Below are 24,441 nucleotides of genomic sequence, written 5' to 3'. Positions count from 1 at the left end.
TCGAGAGAGTTGTACGGTCTGCAGATCTGCGCCGAGGCCGGGTTGCCCAGCGGGACTGTGCATCCGATCCTGGCTCGGCTGGAAGGCATCGGCTGGTTGTCCAGCCGATGGGAGGAGGCCGACACTCACGAGGAGGGAAGGCCTCGACGCCGGTACTACCGGATAGATCCGGTCGCTATGGGGCTGGTTCAAGCGGCGTTGCTGCGCTGTGAGAATTCGGCGACGAGGATCAGCCGCCTGCGGTCGAACTTGGCCGAGGGGGCGTCGTGAACAACGACGGCCGCTTCGGGTTCTTCGCCCGGACACTCGCGGGCGATCGCACGATCCTCGTGGAACTGGACAGAATTCTCGGTCAGGCGCACGCGGTCAACATCGACTTCCGAGGTGCCGCGCGGAGTCGGTTGCTCGATCGGGTCGGGCTGCTTCTGTACGGTATCGAGCGCGAGTTCTACTTGCTCGACGGGATCGACCCACGTGCGGCGAACGATCACGCGCGCGCGGGTGATCTCGTACTCGCTATCGGCCGCCTTCTCGCCCAAGCCCGTGAAGGTGCCTTCGCTTTTGGTCGAGCGCTGGAGCGAGCGAGTGCTCCTGACCTCGACAAAGGGTTCGAACTCGACGTTCGCGTGGCCCTCGGTCAGGCATTCGACGGTTGTGTGGCTCTCGTGGGCGAACTCGAAAGGAGTTTCGCGCAACCGTTCACTCAGGACTCTCCTGAGTGTGAGCAAAGCCGACGGCCGTCGGCTTGGATGTCGTGGCGCATCCTGAACCTGGCAGTCTGTGTCCTCCCCAGGGAGGAACGTCGGCGCTATCTCGACGAGTACGCCAGCGAACTCCATGACCTGACGCAAGTCGAAGGCCTCTCCGGGCGTACTCAAATCGGTTACGCGCTGCGGCTGCTGGCGCGCACACCGGCGCTGGTCTTCGTGTTGCGCTCCTCGGCTTCCCAGGCGTCGCAACGGCGAATCCATGCCGAGTCCAGCCCTTACCGGGTGGAGAACACATGAGGCGTACGCAAGTGGCCGTTCACCGGACAGTGCTCGTCGTGGACGTCGAGGAATATGGCCAGGAATGGCGGACGACCCGGCATCAGCTCGCCGTTCGTGAAGGTCTGTACCGAGCTTTGCGACGGGCGTTCGATGACGTTGGGCTTCCTTGGGAGGACTGTCGGGTGGAGGACCGCGGCGACGGCGCCTTCGTTCTGGTCCCGGCGCAAGTGCCCAAGGGGCCACTGGTCGAGGCGTTGCCGTACTCACTCGCGGATGCGCTGCGACAGCACAACAAAGCCCATCCGGCCGAAGAACAGATCCGGCTGAGAATGGCTCTGCATGCCGGCGAGGTGGCGTTCGACGACCAGGGTGTGACCGCGCCCTCGATCAACCGGGCATTCCGGCTGATCGAGGCGCGGCCGGTGAAGAAGGCACTGCGTGAGTCGCCGGGGGTGCTCGTGGTGATCACCTCCGAATGGTTCTTCGACGAGGTGGTGCGTCACAGTGGTGTCGTCGACCCTGCGACGTTCCGGCAGGTTCAGGTCGCGGTGAAGGAAACGTCGACGACCGGTTGGATCTTCCGACCTGATCATCCGTATCCCGTGGGCCACGACCTCGTCGGTCCACCCGTCGGCTTACTTCGGATCGCGCGAGCGACGTGAGTTTCTCTGTTACTGGCTGGTCGCGCGGTGAATAAGTTGTGGTCGTCTGCTCCATTTGTCGATTGCGCTCGCCGGTACGACCGGTCGGCCCCTGGCACGCATGGCGGGAAATGATTCCGAGTCGATCGTGCGATGGAGTGTCATGGGGTGATTGCAGATCCTTGGCGGATCCCCCAGTTTCCGGGAGGTAATGCGAGGCGTTTATCAGCCGCTTTCGTAATAGGCATCGCATAACACGTCGGGTCGTGGATCCACCCGCTGGAGAGCCTGCTCAGCTCGCGAAATGAGGCCTGTCGGCTCATGCGCCACAGGTGGCTGCCGGGCAAGGAGGTACTCAGGCGCGCGGGATTCGGGGGCGCCTGGTCCACCAGGACGTCCAAGTCCTTGTCGGGGGACTCGTAACCGAAGACCGCGCGCAGGTAGATGGGTGCGAGCACGACATCGAAGATGCGGGCGACTGTCGGCGGCTTGCCACCCGCCGCCTCGACCCGGTCGAGCGCCTGCTGCATCTGGGCGGTGCGCTGTTGCAGATACCGGTCGGAGCGGGCTTGCCGTCGGCGAACGGGGAGGTGGCCGCGGCGAGCGCGTGGAACAGCGCGAACCCCTCACGCGTCTTCACCTGCCCGGCGACCGCTTGTGCCCAGCCGAGCAGATCGCGGCGCAGGTCACCGCTGTCCGGGAACGGCGACTCCTCGTTGAGCTGCGTGACCGCGACATCGAGCACCAGCGATTCGATCCGCCCCCAGCGCCGGTAGATCGTCACCTCACGCACACCCGACCGTTCGGACACGTCCCGCACTGACGGCTGGTCATGCCCTTCGGCGAACAACTCGCGCACCGCGGTGTGCACCGCGGCGCGCGTACGGGCCGTGCGGCCTCCAGGGCGAGTGTCTGCCATGGAGTCAGGCTAACGTCCGCTTCGAAGATCGACAGCAAGCTCCCGCCTGCGCCAAGCGGTCATCGCCGCCGCCGAAGAGCTGCCGATGAACATCAGGCGCGGCAAGAATCGATGAGCATCGCGAGGTGTTTGCCCGCGACCGGCAACGGTGTCCGACGGATCCAGCATCGTCTCGAACGTGACCACGATGGACCACATCATCCACGCCGCCGCGAGCCGGGGCATGGACCCCGGCCCGCTCGGCGCAGTCCGCCCCTTCGCTCAGGCCGTCATCGACGCGGGCCACGGCGCCGACAACATCGCCCGCCTCACCCGGCACTACCTGGACAATCGATGAGCGCATCACCGAAATCCGAGGGGATCCGTCCGTCGTGAGCGCGACGCCGGAGTCATCCGGCCGTGCCCTCGAGGTGTGCCTTGATCAGTTCCAGGCCGGGCTGGATGCGGGCAGGGTCCTCGACCGGGTGCGGGCCGGGCGGCTCGGTGTCCGGGACCAGTCGTTCGAACAGGCGGCAGAACAGGGTCGTTCCATCGCCGAGGTCGAACGTGGTGAAGGTGGCGATCGCGTGCATCGACGGGGCCAGGGAGCCGTCTTCGAGCACGTCCCGGCCGACCACGGTCCACAGCTTGCCGGGGACCCGCGCCACCACGGTGTAGAGCTTCGGCTTCTCGTTCAGCTCCGGCCGGATGGTTTCGAGCAGTACGTCGCCCATCTCGGCGGGGACGCCTTCGGTGCCGCGTCGCACCTCGGTGCCGAGTGCCATCGGCAGCCATTTCGGCAGGTTCGACCAGGTGGTCACCCAGTCGTACACGTCCTGTACCGGGCGGTTGATGACGATGCGGTTCTCGACGAACCGGATGTTCAGGTTGTCCGGGATCTGGGGGACATACAGTTCCACTGGCATGACTTTCTCCTTTGTCTGATCAGGTGCGAGGTCTTCCGGCGCGGTCACCGGGAAGGTGCGTGCTGTCCGGTCATGAGCGCGGCGAGGTCGTCCGGTTCCAGGAACGACGGTGGCGGGGGCGGGCCCCAGCTGAACAGGCCTTGGGCGCCCTCGAAGACTTCCGGGGTCCAGATCTCGTCCTCGGGGATGCAGTCCATGTCGGCGTAGTACTCGCTGAAGTTCCCCGCCGGATCCTTGAGATACCAGAAGAAGTTGGAGCCCGCGTGGTGCCTGCCGAGGCCCCAGACATGTCGCTCGGGGTTGCCTGCCAGCATCGCCGCCGCGCCGCGCCCGACGTCGTCGATGTCGTCGACCTGCCAGGACGTGTGATGCAGGAAGTTCACCGGTGCCGCGAGCGCCAGCACGTTGTGGTGATCGACCGAGCAGCGCATGAAGGCGCCCTTGTTCCCGATGTAGTCGCTGACCTTGAAACCGAGTCCCTCGGTGAAGAACCCCATGGTGGCTTCGAGATCGGTCGTGCCCACCACGCAGTGGCCGAGCTTCTTGGGCCGGATCGGGTCCTCACGCAGCACTCCGGGCGCGCGGCCGAACCGCTCGATGCGACCGGGCCCGTTGTAGGGGGTGGCCGGGACTGGCCGCTGCACGATTCTCGGCGCGATCTCGACGCGGACGGTGAACCCGGAAACCGGCTCGATCGCGGTGACCGCGGTGCCGTCCGTGCCGCCCGCCACGCCGAGGCGACCAAGCCGTGACGCGGCCCGCGCGACGTCGTCGACATCGTCGACCCCCACCCCGAGTTCGAGCACCCGCCGGGACACGGCGTGCCGGACCCGCAGCTGCTCGCCGCCTTCGCGAGTACTGAAGGCCCCGCCGCCGAGGTGGGTGAGCCCGAACTCGGAGTAGTAGGCGATGGTTTCCGCGACGTTCGGGACACCCATGGTGACACGGGTGAGGCGGTGCATGCCCATGTCAGTCCTCCTGTGCGGCAACGAATTTCTGGCGCATCTCACCGATGCCTTCGATCCAGCTGACGAGGTGCTCGCCTGCCCGCAGGAACCGCTTCGGCGTGCGGCCCATGCCCACGCCCGCCGGGGTCCCGGTGAAGACGAGATCGCCCGGAAACAGGGTGATGGTCCGCGACAGTGCGGATACCAGCCTGGCGACCGGGTAGATCAGTTCGCGGGTGCGGCCGTCCTGCACGGTCTCGCCGTCGACCGCGCAGCCGAGCGCCAGGTCGTCCCGGTTCGCCAGATCGTCCGGCGTGACCAGCCACGGCCCGACCGGCGCGAAGTTCGGGAAGGACTTGCCCAGGCTGAACTGCGGGGCGGGGCCGGCCAGTTGCGAGACGCGCTCGGAGAGATCCTGCCCGATCGTCACCCCGGCGACGTGGTCCCACGCGTCGGATTCCGCGACGCGGCTGGCGGTCCGGCCGATGACGGCGACGAGTTCCACCTCCCAGTCCACGTCACCACCGGCCGGTAACGCGACCTCCGCGTCGGGGCCGGTCAGCGCGGAGACGAACTTGGTGAACGTCGGGGGAAGTCCTTCCGGTGCCTCGAAACCGGACTCGGCGGCGTGGGCGTCGTAGTTCAGGCCGATCGCGATGATCTGCCGCGGGGCCGGTGAGGGAGAGCCCAGCTGCGCGCGGGTGAAGACGACGCCGGGTTCGGCGGGCGGCTGTTGCGCCCAGGCCCGGAACCCTTCCCAGTTCTCGTAAACGGACTCGAGACCGGGGCCGAACTTGCCGCCCGACGCGGTTTCGACGTCGATTCCGGTGTCGTCGGCGGTCAGCAGGACCGCGCGTCCATCCACATTGGCCAGTTTCATGACTTCACCTTTCCGGGATCCGACCTGGAACAGCCGACCGCGGCGATCCGCCGCATCGGGCTTGAATTCGAAACTAGAGCCAAACTTTCGAAAGTTCAACCGAGATTCGTAAAGTGCTACGCTGGGGGCATGACCAAGAGCGGCGGAGCGACCCGCACCGACGGCATCCACCAGGCGTTGCGCGCCGACATCCTCGCCGGTCGGCTGATACCGGGCGACCGGCTCAAGTTCCCGGACCTGGCCGACCGCTACCAGGTGAGCGTCGGTGCCACCCGCGAGGCGCTGACGAGACTGGTCGCCGAAGGGCTGGTGGTGGCCAGGCCGCGTCAGGGTTATCTGGTCCGCCCGCTGTCCCATCAGGATCTGGCCGAACTGACACAGGCGCGGGCGGAGATCGAATCCCTGGTACTGGGGCTCTCGGTGCGGGAAGGCGACACCCGCTGGGAGGCCGATGCCGTTGCCGCGCACCACTTTCTGGAACGCGCGCCGTATCGCGACCCGGCCGATCCGGACCACCTGTCCGACGAATGGGTGCAGGCACACGCGGCCTTCCACCACACGCTGCTGGCAGGCTGCCGCAACCAGCGGCTGCTCGACGCGGCGCGGTCGTTGCGACAGGAGGCCGAGCTGTATCGGCAGTGGTCGGTATCCCTAGGCAACGAACCCGGCCGCGACGTCGCCGCCGAGCACCGAGCACTACTCGACGCCGTGCTCGCGCGCGACGCCGATCACGCGCAGGAGCTGCTGCGTGACCACATCGCGCACACCGCCCGGCTGTTGATCAGCTGCGCGCCCGATCAACCCAACCAGGTCGGGGGAGGAGCGGCCTAGAGGTCCTCAGCGGCGAATCACCTCTGGCCCGTCGCGACCGGCTGGTTTCCCGGTGACGGAGCGTGCGCCCGTGCGGCTGCCGAGGATGTTTTCACGACGACATTTGTCCAAGACCGGTCGTCGGCGACCGTGCACCATCGCCGCATGAGAGAGAACGGTGTCGAGCGTTCGCAGGGGATACACGTGGTGCGCGACGGTCCGCGGCAGGCGCCGCCGCTGTTGCTCATCCACGGATCGGGGGCTTCGGGTGCCTCGTGGAGCCCGGTGGTCCCGGCCCTTGCTGCTCACCACCACGTCATCCGGGTCGACCTCCCAGGCTGTGGCCAATCCCCACCTTCGCCGCCTTACGACGTGCCCACGCAGGCGAGCCGAGTAGCGGCGGTACTCGACGACCTCGGCCGAGGTCCCGTCACCGTCGTCGGGCACTCCAGCGGCGGCTACGTCGCCACCGCCCTCGCGGAACAGCGCCCCGACCTGGTGCGCTCAGTCGCGCTGATCAGCTGCGGCCCACGTCCCGGCGCGCTGCTTCCCCAGCCGTTGATCCTGCGGATCCTGCTGGGCCCGCCGTTCGGCCCGCTGATCTGGCCGAGGCGCTCGGATGCGGTGATTCGCAAGGGAATCGGGGCAGCGGCCGCTCGCCCGGTGGACGTACCCGACGATGTGGTCGCCGATCTCAAACACATCTCCTATGGCACGTTCAGGACGATATTGCGCCGCAACACCGAGTACATCGCCGAGCGTGGCGTGCCCGATCGTCTCGCCGCCCTCACCGTTGAGGTGCTGGCGGTCTTCGGTAGCGCCGACCCTCGCTGGGACCCGTCGTCGGTGCGCCAGTACGAGGTGGTGCCCAACGCTCGGATCGAACTGCTGTCCGGTGTCGGACATCTTCCCATGTTCGAGGCGCCTGAGGCGATCAGCGAGCTATTGCTGAGCTGGACCTCGCGGGAACGGGCCGTGGACGTCACTGATCTCTAGACTGGTCTTGTGCTGTCGACTGGAACACCGCCGGACTGGGACACGGTGGACATCGCGGTCCCGCGCCGGTCGGAGCGGCTGCCGGGGATCAGCATGGCCGGGTTCCGCCAGAGTCTCCCCGCCCCCGTGGACATCGCCATGGTCGCGCATCCCGGCGTCACGTTGCTTGTCGACCTGAGCGAGGGAGAAGGCATCGTCTGCGACAGCCGCGGCCGGCGCGAGCGCGGCAGTGTCGTCATCGGGCTCATGCCCGGCGATCTGCGGGCAGGTGGTCACGTGGGCGAATGTCTCCAGCTCCGGCTGGAGCCGGACGTCGCGGCCGCGGTGCTCGACGCGTCACCTGATCTCAGCGGGGCGATGGCACCCCTGGCAGACGTCTGGGGCCGCGACGCCGCGCGGTTCGAGGACCGGTTACGTGCCACCGCGTCCTGGGACGAACGGTTCAGGATCGCGGCTGAGGTCGTGGGTCAACGGATGCGCGCCCGCACGCCGGTCGAACCGGAAGTCGCCCACACCTGGCGGCGGACGCTCACGAGCCGAGGGCGGATGCAGGTCGACAGCCTGGCAGGCGAGGTCGGCTGGGATCGCAAGCACCTGTGGTCCCGCTTCCGGTCCCAGCTCGGAATCAGCCCCAAACGAGCCCTCCGACTGGTGCGGTTCGACCACGCCGCCCACCTCCTCGCGGCCGGTCACGCCGCCGCGAGCGTCGCCGCCGAGTGCGGTTACGTCGATCAGTCCCATCTCCATCGCGAGGTCAAGGCGTTCACCGGGCTCACTCCGTCGGCCGTGGCCGTCGCGCCGTGGCTCGCCATCGACGACGTCGCGTGGCCGACGTCATCACCAAACCGCAGCCCTGCGACAGCCGGCCGATACATCCCTGAGTGTCGTTAGAGCTGCCCGCTTCCGAAAAAATCGAGCCGACCATCACCGGAGACCAGCCAGAACGGTCGATCTACTCCTGTCCGGTACCCACCCGATCCACCACATGGCGACCGTCCGCTCATACCGCTGGTCGCGCGATCGCGAGAACGTCCAGTCGCGGCCGTGGTCCGGATGTCTTGGGTTGGCTTGTCGGAACGCGGCGGCCTTCGACGTCATCGACACGGCCGGGGCGAGCGCACCGGCGGCGCTCATCTCACGCCCCCGTCCCGGCAAGGCTCTGGCCGATCGGCAAACCAGGGGATGGGCGCGCCGAGCACCAGCGCGATCAGCACGGGTCGCGATCCCGCCGACTAGCAGCGAATCCATTCGGTTGGGCCAGCTCAGTCTCGGAAGGTGCCGATGGGGAGCAGCGGTGCCCAGTCGCGGATAGGATAGGCCCCAATTCCAGGTTCTGTCATAACCCGGTTGATCGCGGTGTGGACCGCGCGACTGACCGAGATGCCGGTCGTGCCGAGCGATGCGACAACCCACTGCGCGAACTGGTTGCCGACAGGTGTGTCTCCATACTCCCCAACCGTGGCCAGCACTTCCAGCGATCCCCGCACGAGGGCAAGAGTCGCCACTGTGACGGGGTCGGTCATGGCCTGACCGGGGACGCCGCCTCCCCAGCAGGTAATGAGGCACAGGCGCTCCGGTGGAGTACCTGTCAGGACGTCCACCGGCAATAGCCACGTGTTGATGTCGAGTTCGAGGTAGTGACCTATTCCGTCGGAAAGCCTGCCGTGACCGACACAGATGACCGTGTGCGCACCGTCCGTGAGCCGGGTCTTCGCTTCCTGTGCCGAACCGACTCGCTCTATCCTCCATTGTGGATCGACCAGTAAGCTTCCCAGCTTCAGCTCCGCCATCATCGGGTTGGCCCAGAAGTAGCTCGTTCCCCTAGACGCACGGGGAGCCCTCTCGCGCAAGATCCGTTGCACGCCGAGCGAGGGGCAGACCGCGTACTCGGAGGCCTGTCCTAGCGGTAAGCCGGGTCGGATCGGGACGGCACTCCAAGGGACCAGCCAGAGCTCGCCGACGGGGAGGATCAGCAGCCGTCCAGTCTGTTGTGACAGGCGTTCTCGCAGGCCGCTTGGAAGGAGCTCGGCGAGGCCGATCATCTCGTTCAGACGGAGGTCGCTGCGTTCCTGGCTGTCCTCCTGTAGCAACTCCAGCAGTTTTGTGCAGTCTTGAGGCAGCCTTACGGTGTCCAGGTGCGTCTCGCCTTTGTCGTTTCGCCAGAGCCGGTGAAGGAGCTCGGGGCACGCCGGGTCGAGGGCCAGCTGGAGTACATCGCACGTCGCCGGAAGGTGTGACAGCAGCTCGTCGCCGTCGTCCTCTTGCGGCGGGTAGACAGCGGCCAGAAGGTCATCGACGGCCGTTTTCGCTGGTTCGCGCGTGCCGCCCTTGATAGCGAGCGTGCCCATCAATCGGGCGATTCGTTCCGTGCGTGTGGTCTCGGGTGGCAGCTCCATCCCGCTGGTTCCTGTCGGACGGGAGAGCGAGAGCCACCGCTGGTCGGCGCTCACGAGCACGTGTTGCAGGATCGTCAGGTCGTCGGTAACGCCAGGCCTGATCTCGGCGCCCGCCAGCCCAGCGAGCCTGCGCCCGGCCAGCCCGTCCGCGACCACGGCGAACACGGGGGCGGAGCCGCGTGCCACGGCAGCCCGTAGTGCTTGCGCGTAAATCTCCGCGAAGCGGCGACGGTACTCGTGTTGTGCTGCTGGATCGTGGTTGGCGGCACGATACTGCTCGATGGCGTAGACTGCGGCGACCCGGTCGAGGAGACCGGAGTCCCCGCCCTCCTCTTGCGCGAGTCGCTCCCTGCTTTCCGCGAGCCTCGTCAGAGCGGTGCATACACCCAGTAGGTCACCTACAGCGCGGTATGCCGTCACCGCTTGCTCGAATAGTTCGACTGCCTGCGGCCAGGATTCGCGGGCGCGGGCGAGACGTCCGTAGTTCTGGATCGCGTGCGCCTTCGCGCCGGTCAGCCCATGCTGCGCCGCGATGTCGTGCGCGGCCCGAAACTGGATCTCGGCGGCATCTGGGTCGCCGAGCCCGAGCAGAAAGTCCCCGAGGTCTTCGAGTACGTTGACCGTGCCAACCTTGTCACCGTCCGCGGCGAACGATTCAGCGGCTCGCACCAACCATTTCCGGGCGTCGACGGGTCGTCCCACCCGGTTGTACAACGTGCCGAGGCGTTGTGCGGCGTGAGCTTGTCCGGTGGCCGTCCGGATCTCGGTGAACACGGCGAACGCCTTCTGGTAGTGCCGCATCGCAGTGGCGGTGTCACCGCGGCGGTCGGCGCATTCCGCGAGGCCCTGGATGGCGTTGCCCAGGTAGACCGGGTCGGCGAGGTCTTCGGCCAGCTTCTTGGCCTCTTCGAACAGATCAGTTGCGCGTACGGCCGAATGGTAGGTCAGTGTCAGGTATCCCAGTGGGATGAGGCTGCGAACGCGTCCGAAGCGGTACCCGGAAGCGTCGGCTCGGATAGTGGCCGCTTCGTAGTGTTCGAGTGCCCGGTCGGGGTCCTGGACCGAGCGCCGGGCATCCCCAAGTCCGATCATGGCGTTGACCACGGCGATCTCACCGAACGTGTCGTCGGCCAGTTGGCCGCACAGTTGTTCCGCTGATTTGAAATGGCCGGTACGCAGTTCTTGATCGATTTCCGTTTCGAGCAGGAGTGCACGTCGCCACTGTTCCGGTGGCACCGGGTCGATCCGGATCTCTGTGCTGAGCGAATCGAGAAGGTGCCGATACCGAGAACGCAGCGCGATCGCGCCAGGCGGGTTGAGGCTCTCGAGAAATTCCTTGCGTGCACCGGGTTCTGCGTGCCACGCTTGGAAGATCACGTCGGTTGCCGGATGCTCCGTCACGTCGCCTTCGTACGCGTCGCCGCCGGTCATTCAAGCCCCTTTCGCTCGCAGAGATCAGTCTGTCACGGGTCGTCTCTTCGCTGTGGATAGACTCCCGCGAAACGCGGAGGCTAGGGGAGACTGAGATGTCGGAAATTTCCGCCTGGGAATCGGACGCAGCCGGGACCGAGGAACTGTACGCAAGCGTTCCGGTCGCTGGGGCCGACACGCGTTACGAACTGGAAAGCCGAATCGGTTTCGGGAAAATCGAGGTGCACGTCCCAAGTGACGAGAGCGTCGGCGAGTTCGCGAGCCTGGTGGACCGGGACCGGTGGGAGTTCTCGCGGATCGAGCTCCCGGTCGCACTGGAGCCTCTTGAGCACGCCCGCTATCGGGAGGTCGAGGTCACGATCACCTTCACCGACCCGGAGACCGTCACACACAACCTTGAGCTGCGAGAGACCTCGGGCGTCGACTCGGTCGTGGCATTCACGCGGGGGGCGGGACGCGCACGGGCGACGTGGGCGATCACGCCGGTGGAGCCCAGCGGCAGACTCGGTTCCCTGAAGCTGATTTGCCTCGTTCAGCACCCGCAGGGGGTGGTCACGACCGATCTTCTCGTGGAAGCGGAAGCGAAGATCGTGAAGACCATTGTGGTGTCGCTGACCCGTCACGCGACCATGAAGGAGCCGCAGCGCTACCGGCTCTCCTTCGACCGAGCCACGCTCACCCGGCTGCCTGGAAGCGTGGGGGAGCGCGCTGCGGCTGCCTCGCCCAAGATCTACGCCGACGCCGAGCCCCAGGACCGCACGGTGATCGTGTTTCACGGCCGGAACCGCAAGGCGGTTGACGAGGTGTTTGCGTTCCTGCGCTCGATCGGCCTGGATCCGCAAGAATGGAACCACTTACTGGAGCGCGTGCCGCAGGGATCGCCGGCCATTGCCGACGTGCTGGACGCGGCAATGAAGGCCGGGTGGGCGTTTCTCATCCTGATGACGCCGGACGACGTCGTGTACCTCAAGCCCCAGTTCGCCGCCGGCGACCACGACGATGAGCTTGCGCCCATAGGGCAGGCCCGTCCCAACGTGCTGTACGAGGCAGGCCTCGCCATGGGCACCTACCCCAATCGCACGGTGCTGACCGAGTTCGGCCGGGTGCGGTCACTCACCAACCTCGACGGTCGTTATGTCATCCGGCTCACAAACTCAGTGCCGTCTCGTCAGAAGCTGGCCCAGGCACTACGGCGAGCAGGATGCACGGTCGACCTGACCGGCAACCGCTGGCAAACCGCCGGTGACCTCACCCCACCCGAGAGCGACATACCGCCGCCGGCTGGCGCGGGAACGGTGCAATCCGGTCACAGCGATGATCGCGGGGCACGGCCTGCTGAGCCCACAAGCCAGGACGAGCGACTTACGTTCGGAAACGTGACAGTCAAGGTCGGTAGCCTCGGCCGGAAGGTCGTCCACGGCGAAGTCACCTGCAACATCCCAACCCTGTCGTTTGCCACCTTGGACGCGGTCTTCTATGACGAGAAGGGTGGCATCGTCGGGGCCGCTTCGGGCACAATCAGTGCGATGTCCAAGGGACAGAAGAAGAGCTTCCACATCGACGTCATCGACGACATGACGGGCTACGCCGAAGTACGGATCCAAGCCGACACTGTCCTACCGTAGCGTCTGAGGATCGGCGACAATCGGGAGATGGCTGAGCGCGCGGAGGCGACGGGCTCGTCGTCTCGTTCGCCGGTCAGCAACCATGTCGACACGGTCCATGGCACGGTGGTGCAGATCGGTTCGGTGCACGGTGGCCTCCATCTCGGCCAGGCGCCGATGCCGCCTCGCCAGTTACCGCTGCCGGGAAGCAGGCTGATCGGACGGCGACCGCAGCTCGCCGAACTTGAAAAGATCGCGAACGGCGGCATCGTGTTGCTGACCGGCATGGCAGGAGTCGGCAAGACCGCGCTTGCGGTGCGCTGGGCACGCGATTCGATCGCGCAGTTCCCGGACGGCCAGCTGTACGTGGACCTTCGTGGCTACGGCCCCGGTGGCCCGCTGGACCCGCATGACGTCCTCGGCGAGTTCTTGCGCGCGTTCGGCTGGGTGCACGCCGATCAGGCTGTCACCACATCCGAGCGGATAGGGGCCTTCCGAACCTTGACCGCCGAAAGGCGTCTGCTGGTACTCCTCGATAATGCCAGCAGCATCTCGCAGATCTTGCCGTTGCTTCCTGGCGGAAACGCCTGCACTGTCCTGGTCACCAGCCGTGCGGTCTTGACCGAATTGGCTGTGCACCATGAGGTGAGTACGCTCCGGGTGAAGCCACTGACCGAAGCTCAGGGCTCCGAGTTGCTGACCGACACCGTGGCCGGGTCGAAGGTCGCGGACCGCACCAAACTGCTTCGTGCCTGCGGCGGTCTGCCGTTGGCGATTCGCATCGCCGGAGTCAGGCTGGCGGCGCGCCCCGGTGTCCCCGCCGACCAGGATCTCTTGAGTTTCCTAGACGCAGGTGGAGGCGAAAGTTCTGCGGTACGCAAAATATTCTCCTGGTCCTACCGTGGCCTGACCGAAGACGAGGCGGCTGCGTTCCGGGTGCTCGGTGTCCACCCCGGAAACCAGATCGAGCCATCTGCACTCGCTGCAGCTGTCGATCGTCCACTGAGTGACGGGGCGGACTTGCTGCAGGCGTTGGCAAGGGCAAACCTCATGTTCGAGACCAGTCCGAACCGCTATGAAACCCACGATCTGCTGCGCGCTTACGCTGCGGAACTAGCCTCGGACGACCGCATAGCCACGCTCACCCGCTTGTATGACTTCTATCTGCGGGTCGCCGATTACGCGGACGACCTTGTCTCGCCGTTGCGTTTCCGTATCGAAAGACGTCAGCCTCCTCTGTATGGGCCGCTTTTCGCCGATCGAGTGGCCGCGCTGTCCTGGTTGGATGCCAACTTGCCCACCTTGACGGCCCTGTGCGGACCCGGCGACCACGTCCACGATGAATACCGATGGCGTATGGCTTTCGCGGTCCGCGGCTACTTCTACTTTACCAAACGTCTCGATGTGTGGGTGGCCACCCACACATGTGCCGTCGCGGCGACGGAACGCCTGGGAGACCGCTGGGCCGAGGCTACGACACGCACCAATCTGGGGATGGCGCTGGTGATCAAGGATGATCTCGAGGCGGCGGAGAGCCACTACCGGTTCGCTCTCGGTGTCTTCACAGAACTGGGTGACAGTCGCAGCCAAGCCGGCTCGTTCGCCAATCTCGCCGCAGTGCTACGCCGTCGAGGCGAGCTCCAAGAGGCGTTGCGCCACCAACACGAGGCACTTACGCACTACCGGCGCATCGGAGCCGGTAGGCACGTCGCCATCACGCTGCGCGTGATGGCGAGTGTCGAAACAGACCTCCAGTTGTTCTCGCAAGCTCGCCGACATGTCGAAGAGGCAATTGACCTCGCCCTTGGGCACGAACTGCACTTCGAAGCCGCACAAGCGTTCAACAGCCTGGGCATCATCCAACTCAGAAAGGGTGAACTCGTCGGTGCGGAGATCGCTCACCGCACGGCCGTCGGCTACAGCATATTGGCGGCGAGCAAGCACGAGGAAGCGACAACGTACCACCGCCTCGGGGTCCTGGCCCGTGCCGACGGAGACAGCGATCGCGCGAAGCATTGGTGGCACAGCGCAGCGCGCCTGTTCCGTGAGATCGGATCGGCGAGCGCCGACATCGTGGCAGCCGACCTTGCAGCGATGACCGATGAACAACCGTGACGTTTGTGACTTTTATTGCTGGATTCACAGTGCCGTCCGGAAAACAGCGGCTGTGGGGTTGCCTAAGTATGTCGCCGGGGATGGCGGACCCGGCGCACAAAGGAGGAGGGGTGCGCTGGATCCAAGGACACCGTGCCACACGTCGAACAGGTGTTCATCTCGGCGGATCGTTCGTTTGCCCGCGATCTAGCGCAGGGTGAAGGACATCAGGGGATCAGGCTCCGACGATCAGCATCAAACGTGGGCAGGTGTATCGCCTGGAGGTCCCGGAACGCAGGGATCAGCGGTGAGACGCTCAGCGCTCACCGTGTCGCTCGAAGCCTTCGGGGCCGAATCCGTGCACCATCGCGACAACGAGAGCGATGAGCAGCATGAGCGCGCCGATCACCGCCGCCGCGATCACGATCCGGCGGAACCCGTCCCAAGAGGACAGAGGTATCAGCGGCGAGCTGGCGGCGGACCGACGTGAGGATCGCGAACCAGCCGCCGCCGGTCACCGTCGGTGCCGGTTCGGGGAGATCCACCGTGATGGCGGCGAGTTCGTCCCGGAATCGGACACCTTCGAGATCGACCAGGCGGGCTTCGATTTCGTCGATGGTCAGCCGTCCTTCACCGGCGGCGTCGTGCAGCGCCCGCCGCGCCTCCTCCCGCTCGGAGTCGGAGCACCGGATACGCGGCGGATCGCTTTGCACGGCAGGGGTTTCGAGGATCTCGGGCACGGCTTCCTCCGTCGATGAATTCCGGGACACGGTGATATCGAGATCAACCGCGTCCCGGAGCTCGCAAGGCCGATGCGGATTAACTTTCGATGAGAGTCCGGGCTCTCACGACCTGCTTCGGCTACAGTCACTCTGTGTCATGAAGCTGTACGGGAGGCACGGGTGCATTTGGTGATCGTCGACGACGAGACCGCGGTCCAGGACTCGCTGTCGCGGACACTGCGGTTCGAGGGCTACACCGTTTCCGTGGCCGGAGACGGTGCCGCCGGACTCGAACTGATCCGGGCCGAGCGCCCCGACGGGGTGCTGCTCGACGTCACCATGCCCGTGCTCGGCGGCCTCGACGTCTGCCGTGCGCTGCGCGCCGAAGGCGACACCGTGCCGATCCTGATGCTCACCGCCCGCACCGGCGTGACCGACCGGGTCGCCGGGCTGGACGCCGGCGCCGACGACTACCTGGTCAAGCCGTTCGCGTTGCAGGAACTGCTGGCCAGGGTGCGTGCCCTGCTGCGGAGGACCGACTACAACCACGCGACGGCACCGGCGGCGACACCGTCCGGGCTGAAGTTCGCGGACGTCACGCTTGATCCGGCGACCCGCGAGGTGTACCGCGGCGGGCGGCCGTTGCAGCTGACCAGGACCGAATTCGCGATGCTGGAGACGTTCCTGCGCAGCCCGCGGATCGTGCTGACCCGTACCGCGATGTTCGAGCAGGTCTGGGGCTACGACTTCGGCACCGCTTCGAACGGGCTCGACGTGTACGTGAGTTACCTGCGGCGGAAGCTGGAGGCCGACGGGGAACCGCGGCTGTTGCACACCGTGCGGGGGGTCGGCTACGTGATGCGCGAGGAGCCGCTGTGAGGCGGCCTCCTCGCTGGCGGGAGCTGTCGCTGAGGGGCAGGCTCGGCGTGCTCGTGGCCGCGGCGGTCGCGATCGCCGTCGTCGGTGTGTCGGCGATCGCCTGGAGCATCACCAAGGCCGACTTGTACCAGCAGTTCGACGCGCGGCTCGAGTCCTATGCCCAGCTGGCCGCCAAGTCGTCCACCCCCGAGGAAGCGCTGGCCACGCTCAGCTCGGCCGACCAAAGTCAGTCCGAGGACGGGCACGAACGAGCAGGTGGCGGACTGACCGTGCAGTTCCTGTCCGCCGCCAACGTCGGAACCGGCACGGCTGGCGCGAAGTCGCTCATCCCGGTCACAGACCTGGACCGATCGGTAGCGGCCGGGACGGTCGACCGGGTCTCCGACGTCCGGAGCATCGACGGCGACCGGTTCCGGGTGTGGACGGCCCAACGACCGGGCGGCGGCGCCGTCCAGGTCGCCCAGGACGCCGAAGAAATCGAGGACACGTTGGAGCGCCTGGGTTTCTGGCTCACCATCGTGTCGATGGCCGGTGTGCTCGGTGCGACCCTGGCCGGGCACCTGATCGCCAGATCGGCGTTGCGGCCGGTCGACGACCTGACCGCGGCTGCCGAAGATGTCGCTCGCACCCAGGAACTTTCCCCGGCCATCGACATCGGCGCGCGAGGCGAGATCGGCAGGCTGGCGAGGGCGTTCAACCAGATGCTGAGCGCGCTGAGCAACTCGCGGGCCGAGCAACGACGGCTGGTCGAGGACGTCGGCCACGAACTGCGCACGCCGTTGACCAGCCTGCGCAACAACATCGAACTCCTCATTCATGCCGAAGCACATCCCGAACGCAGCCTGCCCGCCGTGGACCGATCGAAACTGCTGGCCGACCTTGACTTCCAAGCCGTCGAACTGACCGCACTGATCGGGGAACTGGTCGATCTGTCCGGGGGAGAGCGGCCGAGTGAACCCGAGGTGCGGATCGACCTGGCCGACGTCGTGCGCTCGGCCGTCGACCGGACCAGGTCGCGGTGGCCGCGTATTCAGGTCATCGCGGAGTTCACCGATGCCGAGGTGCTGGCCCGCGAAGCAGGCCTGGAGCGGGCGGTGCTGAACGTGCTCGACAACGCAGCGAAGTGGTCGCCGAAGGGCGGCACGGTGACGGTGACCATGTCGCGCAGTGCGGAAAAGGTGCGGGTGCGCGTCGAGGACGAAGGTCCGGGCATCGCCGACGGAGACCTCCCGCACGTGTTCGAGCGCTTCTACCGGGCCGACGCGGCCCGCGCGCTGCCTGGCTCGGGGCTCGGCTTGGCCATCGTCGACCAGGTGCTCACTCAGCACGGCGGGCGCGCTGAAGCCGCGAACGCCCCGTCCGGTGGCGCCCGGTTCGACCTCTTTCTGCCGGACCCGCGCGCAGGTATCCGCTAGGAGAACCGGGGCACGGCCTGGTTCTTAGTAAAACTCAGTAAGACCTTCATGGAATTCTCATGGAGGTTCGGCAGCGTGGAAGGCATGACCTCCCGTGCCGCGATCATGCCCGACCGCCACGACCTGGCGTTGCTCAGGCTCTCCCGACCCGCACCGGCACTGGCCTGAGCGCCGGGAAAGCGATCACCTCCGGCATGAATCCCCTGAGCGCGACGTCGTGGCTGTCGAGCCTCGGCACCGCGGGCGTTTTCCTCGTCCTGTTCGCCGAAACAGGTCTCCTGATCGGGTTCTTCCTGCCCGGTGACTCCCTGTTGTTCACGGCGGGGCTGTTCTGCACCACCAGCGCCTCGGCCACCGTGCACCTGTCGTTGCCGATGGTGCTGATCGCCGCGATCGCCGGCGCCCTCCTCGGGGCGCAGACGGGATTCGTCCTTGGCCGCCGCGGTGGCCAAGCCCTGCTGGCCCGCACCGAGAACCGGCACCTGCATCGAGGGCTGAACAGAGGCGAGGAACTGTTCACCCGCTACGGCCACGCGAAGGCCATCGTGATCGCCCGGTTCATCCCGGTCGTCCGTACTGTGCTCAACCCGCTGGCCGGAATTCTCGCTGTGCCCACTCGTACCTTCACGCTGTGGCAGATCGCCGGAGGTCTGTTGTGGACAGTGGGCTTCCGCTCGCGGGCTACCTGCTCGGCTCCGGCGTTCCCGGCACCGACCGGAGGGCACGTGGGTAGTCAGGCCATGCCGACGACCTCCGCGACGCGGCGGGCGTACCTCATTCTGGCGGTCGCCGCGGTGGCGGTCTTCCTGCTCACCCTGCTCTCGGCGACCGGAGTACTGCCCTGGGCGGCGGGACTGGACCTCGATGTGCACCGGTGGCTGGTCACGCACCGCCCGCCCGCGCTCGCTTCCGCGGCCAGGGCGCTCACCGCGACGGCGTCTTCGGCCGTCACAGCGCCGCTGGTGCTCGTGGCCGCGCTCCTGCTGACCGAGGGCGGCGCGCCGGTTCGGCTGCGGCGCGCGGCGATCATGGCGGTGACGACGCTGATCGCGATGCTCTGTCGATTCGGCCTGTCCCAATGGGTCGGACGGTCCTGGCCACCGGTATGGTCGGCCGCCGCGGTCTACACCGTCCTGATCGCGTGGACACGGGTCGAACTCGGGGTGCACTGACCCACCGACGTCCTCGGAGGCATAGCGTTCGCCTCCGTGTGGCTGTGCCTGTTCTTCCACTCGACAAAGGAATCTACTTGAGCGTCATCGATATCGGACAGTCCGTGGTCCTGGGCATCGTCGAAGGCCTGACCGAATTCCTCCCGGTCTCCTCGACCGGGCATCTGAAGATCGCCGAGGGGCTGCTCGGCATCCCTGTCGGCGACCAGGCTGTCGTCGGCTTCACCGCGGTGATCCAGATGGGCGCGATCGCCGCTGTGCTGGTGTACTTCTTCCGCGACATCGTCCGGTTCGCGACGGCCTGGGGACGTGGTTTGGTCAACGCCCAGGCGAGGCAGGAGCGAGATTACAAGTTCGCCTGGTGGGTGATCTTCGCGACGCTGCCCATCGTCGCGGCGGGACTGCTGCTCCAGTCACTGGTCAAGGGCCCGCTCGCGTCATTGTGGGTCGTCGCTGTCTCGTTGATCGCCGGCAGCGGGATCATGTGGGCGGCGGACCGCTACGGAACCGGCAAACGCGCCGAAGCCGACACCACCCTGCCCGACGCGATGCTCGTCGGCGGCTCGCAGATCCTCGCCCTGCTGTTCCCTGGCTTCTCCCGGTCCGGGGCCACGATCTCGACGGGGCTCCTGCTCGGCCTCGACAGGGTCGCCGCGACACGGCTGTCGTTCTTCCTGTCGATCCCCGCTCTGACCGGCGCCGGACTGTACGAACTGAAGGACGCGCTCGGTGGCGGCCTGGACCCGGTACCGCTGCTGATCGGCACCATCGTCTCCTTCGCCGTCGCCTATGCCGCGATCGCGTGGCTGCTCAAGTTCGTGGCACGACACACGTTCACGGCCTTCATCGTCTACCGCGTCATCGCCGGACTCGTACTGCTCGGCCTGATCACCACCGGCGTGCTGAACGCCTGATCAGGCCAGTACCGATTCCCTGGTGTTCTCGACCCCAACACGGGGCAGCCGATCCCTGGGAAAGGCCCCGATCCGACCCGGAGTGCGGAACCATGAAAGATTATGTAGTCGGATGGCAGATCGAGGCTTTTCGCGAGTCGGATGAGCGCCTGGCCTGGTCCTTGGATCTACCTTTCGGGACCAGCCAGCATGCTCTGGAGACCTTGCTCGGCATGGACGACTTGTCCATGCCCGAGGGGTATCCCGTTACCCTGGAACAAGTTCGTGCCGTCCTGGACAACTTCGCTGCGCCGGCGGATACCGTTGGGCCGCTCGACGACGTCAAGTACTCGTACTTCCTCAGCGCCTTCGCCGACACGCGTACTGCCTAGGGCCAGACGGACGAGAGACCGGCCGGGAACGTCGATGGCTCGCGGCTGGGATGTGGCCGGTTCCGATCCGATCATGCCTGGCAGTCTCCCCTTCAGCGCCGGCAGCCAACCGAACACGCCGCTGACCGTCAGACTGTCAACAAGCGCGCCCAACTGGCTTCGGCTCAGGCTTCCATGAGGTGCACATTGGCTGCCGTGGCGGCTCCGGAACTACTGCTGGCGCTCGTTGTGCTCGACTGTGTTCCCGGCCGAGTCTTCCGGTCCGCTTCGGCTATCGCTGCGGAAGCGGTGGCTGCCGAAACGTGAGCGGCGATCGACTCCATTGGGCCGACAGGATCGTGTCCGCCAACGCCGCCGTCGAGCCCCGTGCCGTTCCCCCGTGACTCAGCACGAACGTCACCGATCCCGGATCGGGCAACCCGCTGATCGGGACCAGCCCGTCCGGGACCACGGACGCCGCGAACAGGCCGACGCCGAGCCCCGCTTCGAGTGCGGCCCGCAGGCCGTTGAGTCGTTCGCTGACGCAGCCGATCCGCCACTGGACACCGTTACGGCGCAACGCGTTCAGCGCGCGGGCCCTGGTGACGCTCGGCTCCGGGTAGAGGACCAGCGGCAGCGGCTCGCCAGGGATCAGGTCCAGACCGGGCGAGCGCACCCACACGAGCGGATCTCGTCGCACGCCCTGTCCGGAGTCGCGCTTGGCCAGCACCAGGTCGAGGTCTCCGTCGGCGAGCCGGGAGTGCAGCACCTCGCTCAGTTCGACCGACAGTTCGAGGTCGATCCCTGGATGCGCGCTGCGGAACCGGCCGAGGACGTCCGCGGCGTGGCCGAGCAGGAAGTCCTCGCACACCCCGAACCGGACCCGCCCGCGTGGGCCCGGCCGGGAGAAATATCGCAGTGCGCGGTCCTGCTGGTCGAGGATGCTACGGGCGAAGCCGGTCATCGTCTCGCCGTCGCCGGTGAGCCGCACGCTGTGCGTGTCGCGCTCGAACAGCACGCTGCCGAGCGCCGTCTCGAGGCGGCGGACGTGCTGGCTCACCGTCGACTGCCCGAGAGCCAGCCGGCGGGCGGCTTCGGAGAATCCGCCCGCCTCGGCCACGGTGAGAAAAGTGCGCAGCAGCACCGGATCGATCACTACTCCGGAGTACCACTGTCAGTGCGCGACCGTCTACCATGTGTGTGCGCTGCCACTACCGGCGGCGGGTGATCACCACCGGCTTGAGGTCCTTGGGGACCGCGGCGAACGCGGACACTGGAACCCCGAACGAGGCGGCGAGGATCTCCCTCGGTAGCGAGTTCAGCGTCCCGACAATGCCGATGTCGTCGTTCGGCTCCCCGGTACTGGTGTTGAACATGACGAGCACGTCCAGGCCTTCGGTGGTGCTGGAATTCGCGAAATAGTGAAAGAACCCCTGCGGGGCGAAGACGAGTTCCCCTGCACTCGCGCTGAAAACTTCGTTGTGGTAGCTGCCGTCCTCGTGCGTGCCGAGAATGCTCCAGTCCGCCTTGCCGGAAATGATGTAGGTCAGCTCCCACGCGGACGGGTGCCAGTGCGGTTCGCGGACCCCGCCGGGGTCGAGGTGCACCAGGTACACTGAGCCCTGCTGACCGGCCAGCACCGGGAAGTTCTTCTCGTGGGCTCCGCGCAACGTCCCGCCGTCATGGACGGCCGGCGCGGATTTGGCGAGTTGGAAAACATACACCGGCGTGGTCGTTTTGGCCGGTTCCACCGTGCTCGCCCCCGCCGTCCCGGTCGCCCCGAGCGCAGTCGCGGCGGCGATTCCCGCACCCGCGCCGAGCGCACCCCGCCTGCTGATTTCCGACATTCTCTCCGCCTTTCCCAAAACGAGGAAGATTAGCTTCCTGTGATTCTTCCGAAAATACGGAGAACGGAAAGTGCCTCGCGCGGATCACTGCTATCGCGCGCCGCGATGAGCGGCCGCGCTGCTGAAGCTGTGGAACAACGACATTTCCGGCGCGCCCGGTCTGAGGCCGCGGTGGCGGAGACGGACAACCCGCTGCGGCCAGGTCTGGAACCGACGGTCGGTGACGCGGCCGAGTTCGGGCGCCGCTGGTACCGGACACCCGCGGCGAGCACCTGCCTGCCGCTGCGTCGCACGGACGCCGAGCCGCTGTTCGGCCGCTGGACCGCCGCGCTGCTCGCCGCACTCGGCGGCCCCGATCCTCGACCCCGGCACCACGCTCACGCCGGCAAGGCGCTGGGCGGCGCCATTGTCGCGTTCGTCCGATCCGGTGATTGTCGATAGAAGCCTTCACCGAGCGTAACAATCAAAGGACTGGCTTCGACGACAACGGAAGCACGGGCCCGAGGTGGCCCCTTTCTGACAGTTGTTTCCGGAAGGCGGTCGCGGGTGAAGCGGTCTTTTGGCTGTGCTCTGTTCATAGTCCTGTCCCTGGTCGCCTCGTTGTTTGTCCCTACCCCGGCGACGGCGGATACGGTCGGGGTGACCGGCTGGACTTTTCCTTCGACATTCCGGGACGGGCGCTTCTTCGACCACGTCGAGAACGTCTATCAGCGGGACGAGGTCAGTGCCCGTGCCACGGAAGGATCTGGCCTGCTGGGCATGTCCGGCTTCGCGCCGGTATCCATTCCCGCTATGGCCACCGTCACCAAGGTCGAACTTCGCTTTCACATGGCAGCCGGGATCACGACCACCTACCGGTTTCAGCACCAGACGTCCGCCGGGTACTCGGACTGCGTCGATTCGGCCCATCCAGGTTATTACCGGAACTTCTCTCCGACATCCGCCGGCATGACTGACTACATCGGCGAGTACACCGACCGGGACTGCCGTCTCGACGCCAACGTGATCCGCTCCGGCGACTACTGGGTGGAGATGGTCCGGTCCAGCGGCGACGCCGACTACGCCATCGACGACGTCTCGGTGCGGTTCACCTACTCGGTCGCCTCCGCGCCGCCAGAACCGGCCCCTCGGTTCGTGTACGTCGCGCTCGGCGACTCGTACCAATCAGGCGAGGGTATCGGCAGCCAGGAACTCCCCACCGACCGCTACCTCGCCGAGGCATATGAGACGCCCGTCAACACCGTTGGCGGCAGCAACACCTACAGCAACGCCCTCGGCGGCGACTCCTGTCACCGGTCGACCGCTAACTACGCGAAGCTCAACCGCGACCTCTACGCACCGGGAGCCGACGTCGTCCTGATCGACGTTACCTGCAGCGGCGCGAAAATCGCCGCCGATGAAGCCAAACCGGGCATCGTCGGCGACGTCGGCGCCGGAGCTCCTGATCCGGCCGGACAGATCGGGCAGGCCGAGAGACGACTGCGAGCCATGGGACTGTCGCTCGCCGATGTCGACCTGGTCACCGTCGGCATGGGCGGCAACGACGCCGGTTTCGGCGACATCGTCCACGCTTGCCTCCTCGCCACCCTCGCATCCCGCCTCATCGACGCGGCCAGTCTCCCGGAACCCGTTCGCGTGCTTCTTCACGGCATGGCGAGTTGTGCAAACATCGACAGCCTCATCTTCCGGACCGGCAACCGCATCGATGCTCTGCCCGCGAAACTCAACTGGGCCGAAGAACAGATCTATCGTGAGTTCCCCGCCGCCAAGATCCTTCAGCTCAGCTACCCCGACCTGCTCCCCGATCCTGGGTACGCACCAGAATGGTGCGGAGGAATCACCCGCGGCGACCTCGCTTACGCCAAATCGCGCGTGCGCGCCATCAACAATACGATCCGCGACACCTCGCGGGATTACCGGCTGAGCGACCCACGCTACCGCTGGGTGGACCTCGGCGATTCCCTCGGGCCCAACACACTCTGCCCGACCAGCGGAGTCGTCACCGCGAACGGCATCAGCGAAACGCGATTCACTCAGGAACTCGGCCGGCTTCTCCACTTCGGCGCCGGTGAAATCACCACTCTCGGCCTGTTGGAGGCACTCCAGGCCGCGTACGACAACTGGCAATCCTGTCTGACCGGCAACCTTGGCGACTGCGGTGCCAGACCATGGCAACTCGTAGAGAACGCATTCCGCACGTTCATCCAGTACCTCGGAGACCAGGAAAAGGTCATCATCCGCAACCTCGTCGGCGGAGCCGGCAGCTCGGAAGCATCGGACGTCGTCCTCGACCGTGCCGCCGGCCTCTTCCATCCCAACGGCAACGGTGAGGCCATCATCGCCTGCAACGTCCATCGCACCTACCAGCGCTCAGGAACCGGTGGTTGCGCACCCGCTTGACCCACGTCCGACCTTGCCATGGCCGCCGCGAACCGCGCGAGCATGCCTCATGAAATGAAGACTGTCGGCTCACGCACGGCCGATTCGCCGATATCCGCTCATGCCGACGGGTGAATGTTAGGAGTGCGTC

Annotated in this window: 24 protein-coding genes and 1 pseudogene; 16 read left to right on the top strand and 9 right to left on the bottom strand. The window is 66.4% G+C overall.

Features of this window, described 5'->3' with window-relative positions; genetic code table 11:
* Positions 1-188 precede the first annotated feature (188 nt).
* A complete protein-coding gene (locus AMYAL_RS50050; protein WP_020636669.1) occupies positions 189-695 on the bottom strand; it encodes a hypothetical protein in 507 nt (168 codons plus the stop codon).
* Between the two features lie 54 nt (positions 696-749).
* On the opposite strand from AMYAL_RS50050, the gene AMYAL_RS50045 reads away from it, so the two are divergent.
* Both AMYAL_RS50045 and AMYAL_RS47250 read left to right on the top strand, forming a co-directional pair.
* The gene (locus AMYAL_RS50045; RefSeq protein WP_020636668.1) at positions 750-1,007 is read left to right on the top strand and encodes a hypothetical protein; all 258 of its coding nucleotides are present in this window, start codon (positions 750-752) and stop codon (positions 1,005-1,007) included.
* Between the two features lie 38 nt (positions 1,008-1,045).
* The gene (locus tag AMYAL_RS47250) at positions 1,046-1,651 is read left to right on the top strand and encodes a hypothetical protein (protein WP_143267874.1); all 606 of its coding nucleotides are present in this window, start codon (positions 1,046-1,048) and stop codon (positions 1,649-1,651) included.
* A 334-nt stretch (positions 1,652-1,985) separates the two neighbouring features.
* On the opposite strand, the gene AMYAL_RS48870 is transcribed toward AMYAL_RS47250, so the two are convergent.
* Positions 1,986-2,549, bottom strand: coding sequence for a TetR/AcrR family transcriptional regulator (locus tag AMYAL_RS48870; RefSeq protein WP_209447280.1), 564 nt, complete (start codon positions 2,547-2,549; stop codon positions 1,986-1,988).
* Positions 2,550-2,697: 148 nt separating this feature from the next.
* On the opposite strand from AMYAL_RS48870, the gene AMYAL_RS0138665 reads away from it, so the two are divergent.
* Positions 2,698-2,886 carry an imine reductase family protein gene (locus tag AMYAL_RS0138665; protein ID WP_020636665.1) on the top strand — a complete coding sequence of 63 codons (189 nt, stop codon included), beginning with the start codon at positions 2,698-2,700 and terminating at the stop codon, positions 2,884-2,886.
* Between the two features lie 52 nt (positions 2,887-2,938).
* On the opposite strand, the gene AMYAL_RS0138660 is transcribed toward AMYAL_RS0138665, so the two are convergent.
* The 3 genes from AMYAL_RS0138660 to AMYAL_RS0138650 are packed head-to-tail and all read right to left on the bottom strand — an operon-like array spanning position 2,939 to position 5,281.
* Entirely contained in the window at positions 2,939-3,454 is a 516-nt protein-coding gene (locus tag AMYAL_RS0138660) for an SRPBCC family protein (RefSeq protein WP_026467794.1), read from the bottom strand.
* 44 nt (positions 3,455-3,498) lie between these two features.
* Positions 3,499-4,422 (bottom strand): VOC family protein, encoded by a 924-nt coding sequence (locus AMYAL_RS0138655; protein WP_020636663.1) that lies wholly within the window; start codon positions 4,420-4,422, stop codon positions 3,499-3,501.
* Position 4,423: 1 nt separating this feature from the next.
* A complete protein-coding gene (locus tag AMYAL_RS0138650; protein WP_020636662.1) occupies positions 4,424-5,281 on the bottom strand; it encodes a fumarylacetoacetate hydrolase family protein in 858 nt (285 codons plus the stop codon).
* A 129-nt stretch (positions 5,282-5,410) separates the two neighbouring features.
* Here AMYAL_RS0138650 and AMYAL_RS0138645 point away from each other — a divergent pair, with 129 nt between their 5' ends.
* The 3 genes from AMYAL_RS0138645 to AMYAL_RS0138635 all read left to right on the top strand — a co-directional run bounded on the left by AMYAL_RS0138645 (position 5,411) and on the right by AMYAL_RS0138635 (position 7,978).
* Positions 5,411-6,112 (top strand): GntR family transcriptional regulator, encoded by a 702-nt coding sequence (locus AMYAL_RS0138645; RefSeq protein WP_020636661.1) that lies wholly within the window; start codon positions 5,411-5,413, stop codon positions 6,110-6,112.
* Positions 6,113-6,256: 144 nt separating this feature from the next.
* Complete coding sequence (locus AMYAL_RS47240; protein ID WP_039794804.1) at positions 6,257-7,087, top strand: alpha/beta fold hydrolase; 831 nt, start codon at positions 6,257-6,259, stop codon at positions 7,085-7,087.
* Between the two features lie 9 nt (positions 7,088-7,096).
* Complete coding sequence (locus AMYAL_RS0138635; RefSeq protein WP_245193296.1) at positions 7,097-7,978, top strand: helix-turn-helix domain-containing protein; 882 nt, start codon at positions 7,097-7,099, stop codon at positions 7,976-7,978.
* A 371-nt stretch (positions 7,979-8,349) separates the two neighbouring features.
* On the opposite strand, the gene AMYAL_RS0138630 is transcribed toward AMYAL_RS0138635, so the two are convergent.
* Positions 8,350-10,914, bottom strand: coding sequence for a tetratricopeptide repeat protein (locus AMYAL_RS0138630; RefSeq protein ID WP_020636658.1), 2,565 nt, complete (start codon positions 10,912-10,914; stop codon positions 8,350-8,352).
* A 95-nt stretch (positions 10,915-11,009) separates the two neighbouring features.
* Here AMYAL_RS0138630 and AMYAL_RS48110 point away from each other — a divergent pair, with 95 nt between their 5' ends.
* Positions 11,010-12,539, top strand: coding sequence for a TIR domain-containing protein (locus AMYAL_RS48110; RefSeq protein WP_020636657.1), 1,530 nt, complete (start codon positions 11,010-11,012; stop codon positions 12,537-12,539).
* Between the two features lie 27 nt (positions 12,540-12,566).
* Entirely contained in the window at positions 12,567-14,633 is a 2,067-nt protein-coding gene (locus AMYAL_RS48105) for an ATP-binding protein (protein WP_020636656.1), read from the top strand.
* Between the two features lie 302 nt (positions 14,634-14,935).
* Here the strand turns inward: AMYAL_RS48105 and AMYAL_RS48865 are convergent, their stop codons facing one another.
* Positions 14,936-15,325: a DUF1707 SHOCT-like domain-containing protein gene (locus tag AMYAL_RS48865; protein ID WP_245193416.1), complete on the bottom strand. Its 390-nt coding sequence runs from the start codon at positions 15,323-15,325 to the stop codon at positions 14,936-14,938.
* A gap of 189 nt (positions 15,326-15,514) precedes the next feature.
* Between AMYAL_RS48865 and AMYAL_RS0138610 the strand changes: the two genes are divergently transcribed.
* The 6 genes and pseudogenes from AMYAL_RS0138610 (at position 15,515) to AMYAL_RS0138580 (ending at position 20,085) form a co-directional block, all read left to right on the top strand.
* Entirely contained in the window at positions 15,515-16,213 is a 699-nt protein-coding gene (locus AMYAL_RS0138610; RefSeq protein ID WP_020636654.1) for a response regulator transcription factor, read from the top strand.
* Entirely contained in the window at positions 16,210-17,628 is a 1,419-nt protein-coding gene (locus AMYAL_RS0138605; RefSeq protein ID WP_039794795.1) for a HAMP domain-containing sensor histidine kinase, read from the top strand. Before AMYAL_RS0138610 ends, AMYAL_RS0138605 begins: the two co-directional genes overlap by 4 nt.
* Positions 17,629-17,822: 194 nt before the next feature.
* Positions 17,823-18,346, top strand: a pseudogene (locus AMYAL_RS47225) (DedA family protein); the annotation flags it as partial.
* Positions 18,347-18,368: 22 nt separating this feature from the next.
* Positions 18,369-18,800, top strand: coding sequence for a hypothetical protein (locus AMYAL_RS48100; RefSeq protein ID WP_026467792.1), 432 nt, complete (start codon positions 18,369-18,371; stop codon positions 18,798-18,800).
* A gap of 77 nt (positions 18,801-18,877) precedes the next feature.
* A complete protein-coding gene (locus AMYAL_RS0138585) occupies positions 18,878-19,714 on the top strand; it encodes an undecaprenyl-diphosphate phosphatase (protein WP_020636651.1) in 837 nt (278 codons plus the stop codon).
* Positions 19,715-19,806: 92 nt separating this feature from the next.
* Complete coding sequence (locus tag AMYAL_RS0138580; protein ID WP_020636650.1) at positions 19,807-20,085, top strand: hypothetical protein; 279 nt, start codon at positions 19,807-19,809, stop codon at positions 20,083-20,085.
* A 271-nt stretch (positions 20,086-20,356) separates the two neighbouring features.
* On the opposite strand, the gene AMYAL_RS0138575 is transcribed toward AMYAL_RS0138580, so the two are convergent.
* Positions 20,357-21,220 (bottom strand): LysR family transcriptional regulator, encoded by an 864-nt coding sequence (locus AMYAL_RS0138575; RefSeq protein ID WP_020636649.1) that lies wholly within the window; start codon positions 21,218-21,220, stop codon positions 20,357-20,359.
* A gap of 55 nt (positions 21,221-21,275) precedes the next feature.
* The gene (locus AMYAL_RS0138570) at positions 21,276-21,911 is read right to left on the bottom strand and encodes a cupin domain-containing protein (RefSeq protein WP_020636648.1); all 636 of its coding nucleotides are present in this window, start codon (positions 21,909-21,911) and stop codon (positions 21,276-21,278) included.
* A gap of 171 nt (positions 21,912-22,082) precedes the next feature.
* On the opposite strand from AMYAL_RS0138570, the gene AMYAL_RS0138565 reads away from it, so the two are divergent.
* Together AMYAL_RS0138565 and AMYAL_RS0138560 are read left to right on the top strand one after the other, a co-directional pair.
* Positions 22,083-22,352 (top strand): hypothetical protein, encoded by a 270-nt coding sequence (locus AMYAL_RS0138565; protein ID WP_020636647.1) that lies wholly within the window; start codon positions 22,083-22,085, stop codon positions 22,350-22,352.
* Positions 22,353-22,550: 198 nt separating this feature from the next.
* Positions 22,551-24,311 carry an SGNH/GDSL hydrolase family protein gene (locus tag AMYAL_RS0138560; protein ID WP_020636646.1) on the top strand — a complete coding sequence of 587 codons (1,761 nt, stop codon included), beginning with the start codon at positions 22,551-22,553 and terminating at the stop codon, positions 24,309-24,311.
* Positions 24,312-24,441 lie beyond the last annotated feature (130 nt).

The sequence above is a fragment of the Amycolatopsis alba DSM 44262 genome, from assembly GCF_000384215.1.
In the GTDB taxonomy this organism is placed as follows: Bacteria; Actinomycetota; Actinomycetes; order Mycobacteriales; family Pseudonocardiaceae; genus Amycolatopsis; species Amycolatopsis alba.
Note: the sequence above shows the minus strand (reverse complement) of the source record. Positions and strands in the feature narration are given on the sequence as shown.

Coding starts and splice junctions, on each gene's coding strand:
- AMYAL_RS50045 (WP_020636668.1), top strand. CDS start 750: ATGTCGTGGCGCATCCTGAACCTGGCAGTCTGTGTCCTCCCCAGGGAG.
- AMYAL_RS48870 (WP_209447280.1), bottom strand. CDS start 2,549: ATGGCAGACACTCGCCCTGGAGGCCGCACGGCCCGTACGCGCGCCGCG.
- AMYAL_RS0138660 (WP_026467794.1), bottom strand. CDS start 3,454: ATGCCAGTGGAACTGTATGTCCCCCAGATCCCGGACAACCTGAACATC.
- AMYAL_RS0138655 (WP_020636663.1), bottom strand. CDS start 4,422: ATGGGCATGCACCGCCTCACCCGTGTCACCATGGGTGTCCCGAACGTC.
- AMYAL_RS0138650 (WP_020636662.1), bottom strand. CDS start 5,281: ATGAAACTGGCCAATGTGGATGGACGCGCGGTCCTGCTGACCGCCGAC.
- AMYAL_RS0138645 (WP_020636661.1), top strand. CDS start 5,411: ATGACCAAGAGCGGCGGAGCGACCCGCACCGACGGCATCCACCAGGCG.
- AMYAL_RS47240 (WP_039794804.1), top strand. CDS start 6,257: ATGAGAGAGAACGGTGTCGAGCGTTCGCAGGGGATACACGTGGTGCGC.
- AMYAL_RS0138630 (WP_020636658.1), bottom strand. CDS start 10,914: ATGACCGGCGGCGACGCGTACGAAGGCGACGTGACGGAGCATCCGGCA.
- AMYAL_RS48110 (WP_020636657.1), top strand. CDS start 11,010: ATGTCGGAAATTTCCGCCTGGGAATCGGACGCAGCCGGGACCGAGGAA.
- AMYAL_RS48105 (WP_020636656.1), top strand. CDS start 12,567: ATGGCTGAGCGCGCGGAGGCGACGGGCTCGTCGTCTCGTTCGCCGGTC.
- AMYAL_RS48100 (WP_026467792.1), top strand. CDS start 18,369: ATGCCGACGACCTCCGCGACGCGGCGGGCGTACCTCATTCTGGCGGTC.
- AMYAL_RS0138580 (WP_020636650.1), top strand. CDS start 19,807: ATGAAAGATTATGTAGTCGGATGGCAGATCGAGGCTTTTCGCGAGTCG.
- AMYAL_RS0138570 (WP_020636648.1), bottom strand. CDS start 21,911: ATGTCGGAAATCAGCAGGCGGGGTGCGCTCGGCGCGGGTGCGGGAATC.